Source organism: Bradyrhizobium genosp. SA-4 str. CB756, assembly GCF_000473125.1.
Classification (GTDB): Bacteria; Pseudomonadota; Alphaproteobacteria; order Rhizobiales; family Xanthobacteraceae; genus Bradyrhizobium; species Bradyrhizobium arachidis.
In genome coordinates this window covers 8,570,124-8,584,082 of record NZ_KI421499.1, presented here as the reverse complement: position 1 = coordinate 8,584,082, position 13,959 = coordinate 8,570,124, and the positions used below count along the sequence as shown (strand labels likewise).

11 protein-coding genes are annotated in these 13,959 nt (G+C 64.5%); 5 read left to right on the top strand and 6 right to left on the bottom strand.

The window, feature by feature from the left end; all coding sequences use genetic code 11:
• Positions 1-8 precede the first annotated feature (8 nt).
• Positions 9-1,031 carry an ABC transporter substrate-binding protein gene (locus BRAGE_RS0141420; protein WP_027564218.1) on the bottom strand — a complete coding sequence of 341 codons (1,023 nt, stop codon included), beginning with the start codon at positions 1,029-1,031 and terminating at the stop codon, positions 9-11.
• Positions 1,032-1,170: 139 nt separating this feature from the next.
• Here BRAGE_RS0141420 and BRAGE_RS0141415 point away from each other — a divergent pair, with 139 nt between their 5' ends.
• The 3 genes from BRAGE_RS0141415 (at position 1,171) to BRAGE_RS0141405 (ending at position 4,760) form a co-directional block, all read left to right on the top strand.
• Positions 1,171-1,977 (top strand): creatininase family protein, encoded by an 807-nt coding sequence (locus tag BRAGE_RS0141415; protein WP_027564217.1) that lies wholly within the window; start codon positions 1,171-1,173, stop codon positions 1,975-1,977.
• Positions 1,978-2,116: 139 nt separating this feature from the next.
• Positions 2,117-2,380: a hypothetical protein gene (locus BRAGE_RS0141410; RefSeq protein ID WP_027564216.1), complete on the top strand. Its 264-nt coding sequence runs from the start codon at positions 2,117-2,119 to the stop codon at positions 2,378-2,380.
• A 409-nt stretch (positions 2,381-2,789) separates the two neighbouring features.
• A complete protein-coding gene (locus BRAGE_RS0141405) occupies positions 2,790-4,760 on the top strand; it encodes a carbohydrate porin (RefSeq protein WP_027564215.1) in 1,971 nt (656 codons plus the stop codon).
• A 6-nt stretch (positions 4,761-4,766) separates the two neighbouring features.
• Here BRAGE_RS0141405 and BRAGE_RS0141400 read toward each other — a convergent pair whose 3' ends face one another.
• Together BRAGE_RS0141400 and BRAGE_RS0141395 are read right to left on the bottom strand one after the other, a co-directional pair.
• Positions 4,767-5,498 carry a sulfite exporter TauE/SafE family protein gene (locus BRAGE_RS0141400; RefSeq protein ID WP_027564214.1) on the bottom strand — a complete coding sequence of 244 codons (732 nt, stop codon included), beginning with the start codon at positions 5,496-5,498 and terminating at the stop codon, positions 4,767-4,769.
• A gap of 212 nt (positions 5,499-5,710) precedes the next feature.
• Entirely contained in the window at positions 5,711-7,786 is a 2,076-nt protein-coding gene (locus BRAGE_RS0141395; RefSeq protein ID WP_027564213.1) for a methyl-accepting chemotaxis protein, read from the bottom strand.
• A gap of 226 nt (positions 7,787-8,012) precedes the next feature.
• Here BRAGE_RS0141395 and BRAGE_RS0141390 point away from each other — a divergent pair, with 226 nt between their 5' ends.
• Positions 8,013-9,308: a hemolysin family protein gene (locus tag BRAGE_RS0141390; RefSeq protein WP_027564212.1), complete on the top strand. Its 1,296-nt coding sequence runs from the start codon at positions 8,013-8,015 to the stop codon at positions 9,306-9,308.
• Positions 9,309-9,505: 197 nt separating this feature from the next.
• On the opposite strand, the gene BRAGE_RS0141385 is transcribed toward BRAGE_RS0141390, so the two are convergent.
• The 3 genes from BRAGE_RS0141385 to BRAGE_RS0141375 all read right to left on the bottom strand — a co-directional run bounded on the left by BRAGE_RS0141385 (position 9,506) and on the right by BRAGE_RS0141375 (position 12,737).
• Complete coding sequence (locus BRAGE_RS0141385) at positions 9,506-9,745, bottom strand: PilZ domain-containing protein (RefSeq protein WP_027564211.1); 240 nt, start codon at positions 9,743-9,745, stop codon at positions 9,506-9,508.
• A 108-nt stretch (positions 9,746-9,853) separates the two neighbouring features.
• On the bottom strand, positions 9,854-11,542 hold the full coding sequence (locus BRAGE_RS0141380; protein WP_027564210.1) for an FMN-binding glutamate synthase family protein: 1,689 nt from the start codon (positions 11,540-11,542) through the stop codon (positions 9,854-9,856).
• A 421-nt stretch (positions 11,543-11,963) separates the two neighbouring features.
• Complete coding sequence (locus BRAGE_RS0141375) at positions 11,964-12,737, bottom strand: ferredoxin--NADP reductase (RefSeq protein ID WP_027564209.1); 774 nt, start codon at positions 12,735-12,737, stop codon at positions 11,964-11,966.
• Positions 12,738-13,113: 376 nt separating this feature from the next.
• Here BRAGE_RS0141375 and BRAGE_RS0141370 point away from each other — a divergent pair, with 376 nt between their 5' ends.
• The gene (locus BRAGE_RS0141370) at positions 13,114-13,944 is read left to right on the top strand and encodes an ATP-grasp domain-containing protein (protein WP_027564208.1); all 831 of its coding nucleotides are present in this window, start codon (positions 13,114-13,116) and stop codon (positions 13,942-13,944) included.
• Positions 13,945-13,959: the final 15 nt, after the last annotated feature.

Here is a 13,959-nt window from a genome sequence, read left to right as displayed (position 1 = left end):
CGCCTACGTTACGGCTTGCTCGGGCGCAGCTCGACGCCGACGCCCTTGTTGACGAAGCGCAGCGTGTAGGACTTGCGGAAGTCGAGATCGGCCTTCACCACGCCCGCCTTCACCATCTTGTTGAAGAAGGAGGTGTAGCGCTCGTCGCTCATCGCGCCGATGCCGTTCTTCAATGACTCGCCGGAATCGACGATGCCGTATTCCTTCATCTTGGCGACGGAGTATTTCAGCAACTCGTCGGTCATCTCCGGGTTGAGCTGCTTGATCATGGCATTGCCGGCGGAATTGTCGCCGTAGATGTAATTGTACCAGCCGATCATGGAGGCATCGACGAAGCGCTGCACCAGGTCCGGCTTCTTCTCGGCGATCTCGCGGCGGGTCTCGATCAGGGTCGAATAGGTGTTGAAGCCGTAATCGGCGAGCAGCAGCACGTTGGGCTTGAAGCCGGCGGCCTTCTCGACCGCGAACGGCTCGGAGGTGACGTAGCCCTGCATCGCGCTCTTGGGATTGGCGATGAAGGGCTGCGGGTTGAAATTGTAGGGACGCACATTCTTCTCGCTGAAACCGTATTCGGACTTCAGCCACTGGAAATAGCTGGTCATGCCCTCCTTGGAGACGAACAGCGTCAGCGGCTTGAGGTCCTCGATCTTGGCGACCTTGGCGTCGGGCTGCGTCAGCATCACCTGCGGGTCCTTCTGGAACACCGCGGCGATGGTGACGACGGGAACGTTGTTGGCGACCGCGTCGAACGACATCAGCGTGTTCGCGGCCATGAAGAAATCGATCTTGCCGGCGATCAGCAGCATCCGGTTGTTCTCGTTGGGCCCGCCGGGGACGATGGTGACGTCGAGGCCGTATTTCTTGTAGGTGCCGTCTGCGACCGCCTGGAAGAAGCCGCCATGCTCGGCCTCGGCGACCCAGTTGGTGCCGAAGGTGACCTTGTCGAGGGTTTCGGCGCGCGCCGGCGCAAGAGTGACGACAGCGGCCAACAAGCCCGCCGTTAACGCTCGCCGCAGATGAGAGGGGGTCATGATGGCACTCCGTCGATCGCTTCTAGCCGACACCAAACCAACGCGATAAAACCGCATGAAGTTCGGGGACGCGAGCCGGCCTGGCCCGCGTCCCCTCATAACCCCAAATTACGTGACAAATTCGGGCAAAGAAACCTTGATGACGCCGTCCCGCGACTGGACCGGGATCCGCTGGGCCGACGCTGCCCTCGCGGATGTAGCGCGCTGGATCGCGGTGATGCCGCTGGCCGCGACCGAGCAGCATGGCCCGCATTTGCCGCTCGAGACCGACGTGCTGATCGCCGACGCGTATCTCGCGCGCGTGCGCGAGCGTCTGCCCGCAAGCGTTCCGGCCAGCTTTCTTCCCGTTGAACCGGTCGGGATCTCCACCGAGCATATCGACTATCCGGGCACGCAGACCTTGCCGACCGAAACCGCTCTGAAGCGATGGACCGCGATCGGCGAGGACATCGCACGGCGCGGGGTGAAGAAGCTCGTCATCATCACCAGCCATGGCGGCAACAGCGCGGCCATGATGCTGGTGGCGCAGGATCTTCGCGCGCATCACAAGCTCTTCGTGGTGACGACGTCGTGGTCGCGGCTCTCAGGGGCGGACACATTGTTCCCGGCCGATGAGGTGCGCCACGGCATTCATGGCGGCGCGGTCGAGACCTCGATCATGCTGGCGCGCTATCCGGATCGGGTGCGCAAGGAAGCGATCGCGGATTTTCCCGCGAGCAGCATCGCGCTGGAGCAGCAATATCACTGGCTGTCGACGCAGCGGCCGGCGCCGTTCGCCTGGCAGGCGCAGGATCTCAACGCCAGCGGCGCCGTCGGCAATGCGACGCTGGCCGTCGCGGAGAAGGGCGAGCGGCTGCTCGACCAGGGCGCCACCGCCTTTTGCGAGCTGCTGAGCGAGGTCGATAACTTCGACGTGAACAGGCTCGCCAAGGGGCCCCTCGGCTAGCTCGCATCTTCCTGGAATCGCTCGGGAAAGAGCTTCGCGCCAGGCGCGCCTCTGGGGCGTTCGAACCGGACGCGACAAGCCTCCGTCCAATTGGGCACGCGGACCACAACGGACCGCCTCAACCCGGATGGAGTTTCACATGTCGATCAAGACCAAGATTGCCGCCGCAGCTCTCGCGGCCCTCGCCGTCACCGGCACCATGGTGTCCACCACCTCGCAGGCGCAAGCTAAGCCCCCCGGCTGGGTCTTCGGCGTCGGCGCCGGCATCGCCACCGCCGCCGTGGTCGGCTCCGCCATCGCCGCCAGCAACGACCCCTATTACTACGGCTATCACCGCTGCGGCTGGGTCGCCCAGTACAACGCCTTCGGCCAATACGTCGGCCGCGTTCGTACCTGCTACTGATCCAGGTACCTGAGGCCGATCTCACACGTGGATCCTGCGTCCGACACGGGCGCCTCATCCACCCCCGTGTCGTGCCCCCGACCCCGCCCGGCTGTCCCCCCGGGCGGGGTCATGCATTTGGGGAGCCCGGGAATTTGTTGCAGTGACGTCACACAGCGGTGCGAACCATCGTCTGCGGCAACGCGCGCCAGTTGCTATTGCGAATTAATCGCAATAAGGTTCCGAGCAGGCTCAGGGGCTTGGCGAAAAGCTCGGAAGAAATCGCGGCGAATCGCGATCATCTCCTCCGATCGCGTCAGCACCCGAGTCCTGATGACAGGGCCGCGGCGAATCGGCAGGGATAGTCCGGCGAGGCATATTCGCGTTTGGGGGCGTGCGCTTGACGTTGAGAGGTCACCGTTACAGGTACTTGCGGACGGCCGCGGCGATCGCTTCGGGCGTGCTGACTTTTCCCGCCGCGAGCTTTGCTGCCGATCTGCCGCTGAAGGCGCCGGCGCTGAGAGCGGTTTATGACTGGACCGGCTTCTATATCGGCGCGCATGCCGGCTACAGCCGCGGTTCGTCGCGCTTTGCCCTGAACGACGGCACCGCACTCAACGGCAGCGGCGACTTCAGCGGCATGATCGGCGGCGTGCAGGCCGGCTACAATTACCGGCTCAACTCCGGCTGGCTGGTCGGCGTCGAAGGCGATTTCTCGTTTCCCAACTACATCACCTCGAATTCGATCGTGTCGTTCCTGGCAACGCCGGCCAACACGGTCACGCAGCAATGGGACTACACCGCCAGCCTGCGCGGCCGCGTCGGCTACACCAGCGGTCCGTGGCTGTTCTATGCCACCGGCGGCTTTGCGTGGATGGGCGAACGCTATTTCGACGCGCCGGCCTCCGGCGAAGCGGTGCCGAAAATCCTGAACACGCGGCCCGGCTGGATCGCGGGCGCCGGCGTCGAGTACGGCTTCGCACCGCATTGGAGCGCGCGGCTCGAATATCTCTACAGCCGCTTCGACGGCGCCCACGTCGCCTTCTCCACGGGCGCCCAATACAGCTCGTCTTCGCTCGACGTCCAGTCGGTCAGGCTCGGCCTCAACCGCAAGGTCGATTGGCCGGGCATGCCGGGCTACAATCCGAACAGCTCGCTGATCGACACGGAATCGGATCGCTGGGAGATCCACGGGCAGAGCACGTATATCCCGCAGGGCTATCCGTCGTTCCCGGCCCTCTACAGTGGACCGAACTCGCTCTCGCCGTCGAGGCAGGCCAAGGCGACCTGGAGCAACAGCCTGTTCCTGAACGCGCGGCTGTGGGACGGCGGCGAGGTCTATTACAATCCCGAGCTGCTCCAGGGTTTTGGATTGAACGACACGGTCGGCGCCGCCGGCTTTCCCAACGGCGAGGCGCAGAAGTCGAACTTCCCCTACCCGCACTACAACACCTCGCGCCTCTTCGTGCGCCAGACCTTCGGCTTCGGCGGCGAGCAGGAAGAGCTTGCGAGCGGCCAGCTGCAGCTCGGCCAGAAGGTCGACGTGTCCCGCCTCACCGTGCAGGCCGGCAAGTTCGCGGTGGTCGACGTGTTCGATGGCAATGCCTATGCCAAGGACACCCGCAAGGACTTCATGAACTGGTCGATATGGGCGCCCGGTGCCTTCGACTATTCCGCCGACAAGGTCGGCCTCACCTATGGCGTCACCGCCGAGCTCAACCAGAAGCAATGGGCGCTGCGGGGCGGCTATTTCCTGATGGTCGCGGAGTCCAATTCAAATCATTTCGACACCAGGGTCGGCGAGCGCGGCCAGTACGTGCTCGAGCTCGAGACGCGCTATTCGCTGTTCGGCCAACCCGGCAAGCTCAGGACCATGGGCTGGGTCGACAGCGCCAACATGGGCAGCTTCCGCGAAACGCTCGACAATCCCGCGCTCAATCTCGACATCGCACAGACCCGGCGCGGCCGTCTCAAGGTCGGTTATGTCGTCAACCTCGAACAGGCAATCACCGAGGATCTCGGACTGTTCGGCCGCTGGAGCTGGAACGACGGCAAGACCGAAACGCTCGCGTTCACCGACATCAACCGCAGCCTGTCCGGCGGCTTGTCGATCAAGGGCACCAAATGGGGCCGGCCCGACGACGTGATCGGCATCGGCGGCGCCATCAACGGACTGTCGCAGGACTATCGCGACTTCCTCGCCGCCGGTGGCCTCGGCGTGCTGGTCGGCGACGGTGCGCTGAACTACCGCAACGAGCGCATCCTCGAAACCTATTACGCCTACGCCCTGAACAAGAACCTCACCCTCACCGCCGACTATCAGCTCATCGTCAATCCCGCCTACAACGCCGATCGCGGCCCGGTGTCGGTGTTTTCAGGACGGTTGCACGGCGAGTTCTGAGCGGGCTCAAAACAGCAGCGCAACGCCCGAGACGAACAGCAGCGCGAGCACGACCTTCCGGAACGTGGTCTCGTCGATGCGGCCGAAAAGTTTCAGGCCGAGCCAGGTGCCGGCGAACAGGAATGGCAGGCCGAGTGCAAACAGCTTCGCCGTGTCGAGCGTGAGCGATCCCTTGGCACCGAGCCAGAGCGCCGCCATGGCGAACACCACCACTGCGACGGGCTGGAACGTGGCGCGCTGGACGTCCTTGGGCAGACCGCGCAGATTGCACCAGATCGTAATGATGATGCCGGCAAGGCCGGTCAGCCCGCCGAGCAGGCCGCTGACGAAGCCGACCGTCATGTCGGCAGCCGGGGGTACGACGACGGCGAGCTTGAGCTGCGGGCGGAAGAATGCGTACAGAGTATAGGCGATCAGAATCGCCCCAACCGCGATACGGACACTCTTCGGATCAGCCCAGGTCAGAAGCGACACCCCGGCCGGCACACCGATGACCGCACCGACGATGAACGGCCACAACCGTCGCCAATCAAGCGCGCTGCGCAGCTTCCAGACCGAATAGCCTTGCACAAGAAGGCCAAAGCCGACGATCAGGCTGGCGCTCTGAAGCGGCGTCAGCACGTACAGCCACAGCGATGCCGCGACGAGACCGAAGGCGAAGCCGGAGAGGCCGGCAACGAACGCGCCGGCGAAGGTGGCCAACAGAAAAAGCGGAAGCTCGATTGCGATCCCATCCATTGCTCGCTCCATAAAACAGCGAGCAGCGCTTGCGTGGGATCACCACTTCACGGGGAGGCTGCGACATCCCCGGCGATGTCAGCCTAGGCGAAACCGCATCTTTCTACAACGGACCTCTAAAGCGCGATGAGATTTGGATGAATCATCGCGCTTTAGGTTGTTGTTTACGCATGATCTCCGGAAAACCGCTTCGCACTTTTCCGGATCATGCTTTAGGCGGCCCGGATCGCCTCCAAAAACTTTCCGACCTCAGCCTTGAGACGCGTGCTCTCGCCGGACAGCGATCTGGCCGCCGTGAGCACGTTGGAGGATGCCGATCCGGTCTGGCTCGCGCCGCGCTGAACGTCGACGATGCTGGCGGAGACCTGCTGGGTGCCGCGCGCCGCCTGCTGCACGTTGCGGGAAATCTCCCGCGTCGCCGCACCCTGCTCCTCGACTGCCGAGGCGATCGCGGAGGCGATCTCGGACATGCGGTTGATGGTGTCGCCGATCGCCTTGATGGCGCCGACTGAATCCTCCGTCGCCGTCTGGATTTCCGTGATCTGCTGGCTGATCTCGCCGGTGGCCTTGGCGGTCTGCTCGGCCAGCGCCTTGACCTCGGAGGCGACGACGGCGAAGCCGCGCCCGGCTTCGCCCGCGCGCGCCGCCTCGATGGTGGCGTTCAGCGCCAGAAGATTGGTCTGGCCCGCGATCTGGCTGATGAGCTCGACGACGTCGCCGATCCGGCCCGCGGCCCTGGCGAGCTCGCCGACATGGCCGTTGGTGCGCTCCGCCTGCTGCACCGCCTCGCCGGCGATGCGTGCGGAGTCCTGGACCTGCCGGCTGATCTCATCCACCGACGAGGCCATTTCTTCGGCCGCCGCGGCCACCGTCTGAACGTTGGTGGAGGCCTGCTCGGAGGCGGCAGCAACGGTCGCCGTGACCTTTTCCGATTGATCGGCCGAGCTGGTCAGCGTTCCCGCCGAGACCTCCAGCTCGGACGATGCCGACGAAACGGTGTTGATGACGTCGCCGATCATCGCCTCGAACTCGCGCGCGACCTGGTCCATGCGCTGGCTGCGCTTGAGCTTGGCCTCGGCCTCGATCGCGGCAGCCTCGTCGGCGGCCTTCTTGGCGAGCAGCGAATCCTTGAAGTGCTGGAGCGAGCCGGCCACCTGGCCGATCTCGTCGTTGCGGCCGGTCGCGGGGATCTCGACTTCATGCCGTCCGGCCGCGAGCGCTCCGATCACGTCCGCGAGCCGGCCGAGCGGCGTCACCACGCGTCTGCGCAGCATCATGGTCACGCCGCCGAGCGTCCCGAGCAGCGCCAGCACCGCAACGCCAGCGAGCGCGAGCATCGCCAGCGCGCCGTCGCGCGCGGCCGCGGCGCGCTCGGCCGCTTCCGCCAGCGCTGCATCACGCACGCCGTAGAACATCTGGATGGCCGGCACGATGACGCTGGCGAGCTCGTCGGCGTTGATCCCGTACTTGCCGTCGGCTCGCGCCGCAGGCATCTCCTTCTCGACCGCGAGCGCGGCCTTGCCGAAATAGGACTCCGTCGCCGCCTTCAATGCGGCGGCGATCCGGGGCGGATTTCCGAGCTGGTCGACACCGGCCTCGATGTGTTCGCGATCGGTCTCCACACGCCCCTGCATGCGGTCCATCAGCGAGAACTCGGCCGTCGTGAGCGGCCGTCGCGCGCTCAGCGCCGGCGACAGGGTGGCGGCCCGGCTGCCGGCGGAAACGCGCAGGTCCTGCGCCGTTCGCGCCAGGCTCAAGAGCGCCGCCAGCGAGGAGTCGGCATTGACGACCTTCCCCTCAAGCCGGTTCATGATCGGTTCGATATTGGCGATGACCTCGGCGACGCCGGGCAGGAAGCCCTTGATCACGGCGCCGTCGCGCGAAGCCAGAGGAACGCTCATCGCGCGATCTGCGGACGCGGTGATCTCCTTCAGCCGGCGCAGGGTGCGGTCGAGACCATCGGCCATGGATGCACCGTCATCCAGCATCATGATGGCCCGCCTTGCGCCTTCGAACGAAGCCTCGGCGGCTTTGGCAGCCTTCGCGGCGGCGTCGACCTGGGCCTGCGTCGCGGTGCCTTCCTGGAAGATCGGAGAGATGTAGGGGGCGCGAAGCCCGGCGACCTGCTGGCTGACCATCAGGGTCGCACCAAAGGCCTCGACCGTCTTGATCGCATCGGAGCGGTTCGTGAAGATGCGGGTCTGGGGTACGAGCACCTCGGCGCCGAGAATGACTGCAAAAACCGTCACCGTCAGCATCGACAGTGCGAAAAGCTTCCCGATCCGCATCCTTGGGTCCCCGAATACATTGCTGCAAATGTCGAAAACCTAGCTGCCGGCGGCTAAGAGCCCGTTAAACAACGGCAGGCCCGTAATTCCGCGGATATCGCGGGCGCTGACCTCCCAAAGGTTCCCGCAGGATGGATGCGACAGAATTGCCGGCAATTCCTCGCGAAATACCTATATCAATGCTTGTGCCGCCGGCCGGCTACACTTGCTTACAACCGGAACGTCAATGCTCTCCGTCGAACTCGTCATCGTCGTCGTCCTGATCGTCATCAACGGCCTCTTGTCCATGTCAGAGCTGGCCGTGGTGTCGTCCCGCCCGGCCCGGCTGTCGCTGCTCGCGGCGAAGGGCGTGCGCGGCGCCGAGCGGGCGCTGACGCTGGCGGCCGATCCCGGCAAGTTCCTCTCGACGGTGCAGATCGGCATCACGCTGGTCGGCGTGCTCTCGGGAGCGTTCTCCGGCGCGACGCTCGGACAGCGGCTGACGCAATGGCTGGTCGAGCTTGGCATGTCCGCCGGGATCGCCGACATCGTCGGCGTCGGCATCGTCGTCACGCTGATCACCTACGCCACGCTGATCGTCGGCGAGCTGGTGCCGAAGCAGGTGGCGCTGCGCGACCCCGAGAGCATCGCGGTCAAGGTCGCGCCGGCGATGCACGTGCTGGCGAAGATATCGCTGCCGCTGGTGTTCCTGCTCGACCTCTCCGGCAAGCTGATCCTCACGCTGCTTGGCCGCGGCGGCAAGGCCGAGGAGAAGGTCTCGGAGGATGAGATCCACCACCTCGTCAGCGAGGCCGAGAGCGCCGGCGTGCTCGAGCCGGGCGAGAAGGAGATGATCGCCGGCGTGATGCGGCTCGGCGACCGCCCGGTCGGCGCCGTCATGACCCCGCGCACCGAGGTCGACGAGATCGACCTCAACGATCCGCCCGAAGCGATTCGCGAGATCATCGTGAAGAGCCCGCATTCGCGCTTTCCCGTCTCGGACGGCGACCGCGACAAGCCGATCGGCGTGCTCCAGGCCAAGGATCTGCTGATCGCCTATATGAACGAGCGCACGCCGGATTTGCGCGCGCTGGTGCGCGAGGCGCCCGGCATTCCGGCCTCGGCGGACGCGCGCGACGTGCTGGCCATCCTGAAAGCCGCGCCGGTTCACGTCGGCCTCGTCTACGACGAGTACGGCGCGTTCGAAGGCATAGTGACTGCCGCCGATATCCTGGAATCGATCGTCGGCGCCTTCCATTCGGAGGAGGGACCGCCGGAACCGGCCTATGTCAGGCGCGAGGACGACTCGCTCTTGATCTCCGGCTGGATGCCGGTCGACGAATTCGGCGAGCTGCTCGGCATCGAACTGCCGCCGCACCGCTACAACACCGTCGCGGGCCTCGTGCTGCAACAGTTCAGCGTGCTGCCCAATGTCGGTGACGCCTTCGACTTCGGCGGCTGGCACATCGAGGTGGTCGACCTCGACGGTCGGCGCATCGACAAGATATTGGCGAGCCGGTTGAGTGAGGTGGAGACGGGTTAGCGCCAATCTCAAGTGTCGTCCAGGACAAGCGTAGCGAAGCGAAGCGCGATCCGGGACCCATAACCCCAGGGAGGAGTTTGGCGAAGACTCGGAGTTACCAGCTTGCGCCGCGACGTCTCCCTGTGGTTATGGGTCCCCGCTTTCGCGGGGACGACAGCGGAGTTGATGGCGCTAACTCACGTTACACGCGCCGAGCCTCACCCGAACTTCACCCCGATCCGCTTTTCCTTGCGCCAAACCACGGTGCAGGAATGATGCGTTCCGTCGGCGGTGACGAACAGGGTGAAGTGTTCGGGGATGCCGACCGGGCTGGTGACGTCGAGCGCGGCGCCGGTGCCCGAGAAATTGCGAATGGTGCAGTCGATCCCGCCGCCGCCGAACTCGATCGTTCCGGCCTTCAGCACACGATGCCTGGCTTTGTCGCGCCGCTCATCCATGGGTCTAATTTACACCCAAAGCTGACACAGACGTTAAAGCTCGCCCCTTCTCACAGACGAATTCGCGCCGCCGCGACGCGCGGCGATATCAATCGGCGGACCTGACAGTCACAGCGCCGGCTGGAATGTCTCCGCCTGCGCCATCCGCCAGGCGTCACGGAAGCGCGGGTCTTGCGTGCCTTCGAGCAGCTCGCCCGGACGCAACGCCGGATAAAGCTGCGCGAAGGATCTCACGTCGGTCGTCGAGGTGCGCTGGGTGAAGTGGATCGGGCGCAGCTCCTGCGGATGGGTCAGGCCGGCGGCGGCAATCAGCTCGGTCAGCGAATGCAGCGTGGCGTGGTGATAATTGTGCACGCGGTCGATCTTGAGCGGCACGTAGAGCGCGCGCGCCCGGGTCGGGTCCTGCGTCGCGACGCCGGTCGGGCAGCGGTCGGTGTGGCAGCTCAGCGACTGGATGCAGCCGAGCGAGAACATGAAGCCGCGCGCCGAATTGCACCAGTCGGCGCCGATCGCCATCGCGCGGGCCATGTCGAAGGCGGTGGCGATCTTGCCGGAGGCACCGATCTTGATGCGGTCGCGCGCATTGATGCCGACCAGCGCGTTGTGGACGAAATTGACGCCTTCGCGCATCGGCATGCCCAGATGGTCCATGAACTCCAGCGGCGCGGCGCCGGTGCCGCCTTCATTGCCGTCGACGACGATGAAGTCAGGATAGATGCCGGTCTGAAGCATCGCCTTGCAGATCGCCAGGAATTCCCAGGAATGGCCGATGCACAGCTTGAAGCCGGCCGGCTTGCCGCCGGAGAGGCGGCGCATCTCAGCGATGAACTGCATCATGCCTGTTGGCGTCGAGAAGGCGCGGTGCGAGGCCGGCGAGATGCAGTCTTCGCCCATGGCGACGCCGCGGATCTTGGAAATCTCTTCCGACACCTTGGCCGCCGGCAGCACGCCGCCATGGCCGGGCTTGGCGCCCTGGCTGATCTTGAGCTCGACCATCTTGATCTGGTCCTGGCTCGCGACGCGGGTGAATGCCTCGGGATCGAACGTGCCGTCGAGATGACGGCAGCCGAAATAGCCCGAACCGATTTCCCAGATGATGTCGCCGCCCATCTCCTTGTGATAGGGGCTGAAGCCGCCCTCGCCGGTGTCATGCGCGAAGTTGCCCTTCCTGGCGCCGGCATTCAGCGCGCGCACGGCATTCGGGCTGAGTGCACCAAAGCTCATCGCGGAGATGTTGAACACCGAGGCCGAATAGGGCTTGGCGCAATCGGGACCGCCGATGGTGATGCGGAATTTCTCCTCGGCGTGCGTCTTCGGCGAGACCGAGTGATGCATCCACTCATAGCCCTCGCGATAGACGTCCTCCTGGGTGCCGAACGGCCGCTTGTCGAGCTGCATCTTGGCGCGCTGATAGACTAACGAACGGGTGTCGCGCGAGAACGGCATGCCGTCCTTCTCGCTCTCGAAGAAATACTGCCGCATCTCGGGGCGGATCTCTTCGAGCAGAAAGCGCATATGCGCCGAGATCGGGTAATTGCGCAGGACCGCATGGCCCTTCTGCATGAGATCGCGGACGCCGAGCAGCGTCAGGGCGCCGAAGATCGCGATCGGGATCAGCAGGATGTCGAAGATCTTGCGGTCCGCAATGCCGACGCCGATCAAGAGCGCAGTGACCACCGCGCAGATCGTCAGCACGATGAAGCGCGGCGAGAACGGCAGCAGCAGGGTTTCCAGTACCCCCTCTTCCGCCAGTGCCAGACGTTTGGGCGATTCTTGCTTGTTGTTGTCGTCGGCCACGGTCCCATCCTCTCGTCAGCATGAGGGCGGTACGATACGCCCGCGCCTGTCATACGGATATGACGCGGCCGTTGTTTCAGGCTAGCGAATTCGTCCGAGGAAAATCAATCAGCCCGGTGGGCGGGTTTTGCAGTGCAGCAGAGGGGGATGGGGTTTGGACGGCGAGACGGGAACAAGCGGCGTAATCGAAAGTGGAGTCCGCGGGAGTGTCCACAAACTCAGGTGTCGTCCCGGGCAAGCGTAAGCGCAGACCCGGGATCCATAACCACAGGATGTCGTGGCTGAGAGAAGGCCGTCCCTCCGAGTCCTCGCATAACCACTCCCTGTGGTCATGGGTCCCGGATCGGCGCTCAGCTTCGCTGCGCTTGTCGGGGACGACGGGGTGGTGTGACGCGAAACCGCGCCACCCATTCAACCGCGCTTAGCGCTCGACGAACGCCTTCTCGATCACGAAATGGCCGGGCTTGTTGCCCGAGCCCTCGATGAAGTCGCGGCCTTCGAACATGACCTTCAGCTCTTCCAGCATCGCCGGGCTGCCGCACATCATGATGCGGTCGGTCGCGATGTCGAGGGGACCTTGCCCGATGTCGTTGAAGATCTGCTCGGAGTTGATCAGGTCGGTGATGCGGCCGCGGTTGCGGAACGGCTCGCGGGTCACGGTTGGATAGTAGATCAGCTTGTCGGCGAGCAGCTCGCCGAACAGCTCGTCCTCGCGCAGGGAGGCGACGAGCTTCTCGCCATAGGCGAGCTCGGAGACCTGGCGGCAGCCATGCACCAGCACGATGCTCTCGTACTGGTCGTAGACCTCGGGGTCCTTGATCAGGCTGGCGAACGGCGCAAGGCCGGTGCCGGTCGAGAGCAGCAGCAGCCGCTTGCCGGGGATGAGGTTGTCGGTGATCAGCGTGCCGGTCGCCTTGCGGCCGACCAGGATGGTGTCGCCTTCCTTGATCTTCTGCAGGCGCGAGGTCAGCGGGCCGTCCTGCACCTTGATCGAGAAGAACTCGAGCTCTTCCTCGTGGTTGGCGCTCGCCATGCTGTAGGCGCGCAGCAGCGGCCGGCCGTCGACCTCGAGGCCGATCATGGCGAACTGGCCGTTCTGGAACCGGAAGCCGGTGTCGCGCGTGGCGCGGAAGCTGAACAGCGTGTCGGTCCAGTGCTGGACGGAAAGAACCTTCTCTCGGTAAAACGCGCTCATGATTTTCGATATTCCGAATAATTGCGGTTTTTAGGGCAAAAGCGTTGCCCGGCCCCTGAAAGCGGGGCGGACACCATTGCCATGGCGGAGGATTTCGCGTGTGTGATCTACGCCATTGAGGCCAATAATCAACCTCGTTCCGGATACAATTGATGCTGGGCTATCAGGCATTTGCCGCAGAACTGGTCGCATTATTAACGGTTTTGCTGCCGAGCCTCGTTTAAGGGCAATTTCTTTTCCCTCCGGCGCTCGATGGCAGCACTTAATTTCCATCGCGCTCGCGAGAATTTCATTAAGAATAGCTCTGATTTTCACCCCGGAATGGCGCCGATACCCGCATTTTTGCGGCTTTTGGCGACAGGAACGATCGAGACAGATGGCGAGTGGCGAGCGGATCTTCGTCCAGGCGATCAGGCGCTATTGCGCGGACCATGGCATTGCGGTCGATGTCCGCTCCGGCGGCTGGCTGATCGCGATGCGCCGGGGCGAGATGCGCCGCTTCGCGTTCGGCTACGATATCGGTCTCAACAGCGCCATCGCCCATCGTCTCGCCAACGACAAGTCCGCGACGGCCGAGGCGCTGACGCTTGCGGGCGTGCCCTCTATTCCGCATCACCTCTTCCTCAATCCGAAGCTGGGCAAGACGATCGTTGGCGCCACCTGGCGAGAGGAAATGCTTGGGCTGCTTCGCGACCATCAGCAAGGCGTGGTGGTCAAGCCGAACGAGGGGACGTCGGGGCGCTCGGTGTTCAAGGTGACGAGCGAGACGGAACTCGACCACGCGGCCGGCGAGGTCTTTTCGATGAGCACAGGGCTCGTGATCTCGCCCTATGTCGCGATCGAGGACGAGGTCCGTGTGATCCTGCTCGGCGATGTGCCCCGCATCGTCTACAGCAAGCAGCGCGGCGCGGATTGGCGGCACAATCTCGATGCCGGTGCAAAGCCGGTGCTGCTGGAGGACGGCGAGGTCCGCGCAGCTTGCGTGAAGCTCGCGATCGATGCCGCGAGCGCCATCGGCATCACCTTCGCGTCGATCGACGTGGTGCGCGACGACGGCGCGTGGCGGGTGCTGGAGATCAATTCCGGCGTGATGATGGAGGCGCTGGGCAAGCTCCATCCGGAGCTGGTGCAGGCGACGTATGACGCGGCGCTGGATCGGGTGTTTGGCGATGCTCCCGCGAGCAGCAATCTATCACCGTCACCCTGAGGTGCCGGAGCGAAG

Bases quoted from the DNA above. Each gene is read 5' to 3' on its own strand.
- BRAGE_RS0141400 (WP_027564214.1), bottom strand. From the start codon at position 5,498: ATGGATGGGATCGCAATCGAGCTTCCGCTTTTTCTGTTGGCCACCTTC.
- BRAGE_RS0141385 (WP_027564211.1), bottom strand. From the start codon at position 9,745: ATGGATGAGCGGCGCGACAAAGCCAGGCATCGTGTGCTGAAGGCCGGA.
- BRAGE_RS0141415 (WP_027564217.1), top strand. From the start codon at position 1,171: ATGACGCCGTCCCGCGACTGGACCGGGATCCGCTGGGCCGACGCTGCC.
- BRAGE_RS0141370 (WP_027564208.1), top strand. From the start codon at position 13,114: ATGGCGAGTGGCGAGCGGATCTTCGTCCAGGCGATCAGGCGCTATTGC.
- BRAGE_RS0141395 (WP_027564213.1), bottom strand. From the start codon at position 7,786: ATGCGGATCGGGAAGCTTTTCGCACTGTCGATGCTGACGGTGACGGTT.
- BRAGE_RS0141410 (WP_027564216.1), top strand. From the start codon at position 2,117: ATGTCGATCAAGACCAAGATTGCCGCCGCAGCTCTCGCGGCCCTCGCC.
- BRAGE_RS0141375 (WP_027564209.1), bottom strand. From the start codon at position 12,737: ATGAGCGCGTTTTACCGAGAGAAGGTTCTTTCCGTCCAGCACTGGACC.
- BRAGE_RS0141420 (WP_027564218.1), bottom strand. From the start codon at position 1,031: ATGACCCCCTCTCATCTGCGGCGAGCGTTAACGGCGGGCTTGTTGGCC.
- BRAGE_RS0141390 (WP_027564212.1), top strand. From the start codon at position 8,013: ATGCTCTCCGTCGAACTCGTCATCGTCGTCGTCCTGATCGTCATCAAC.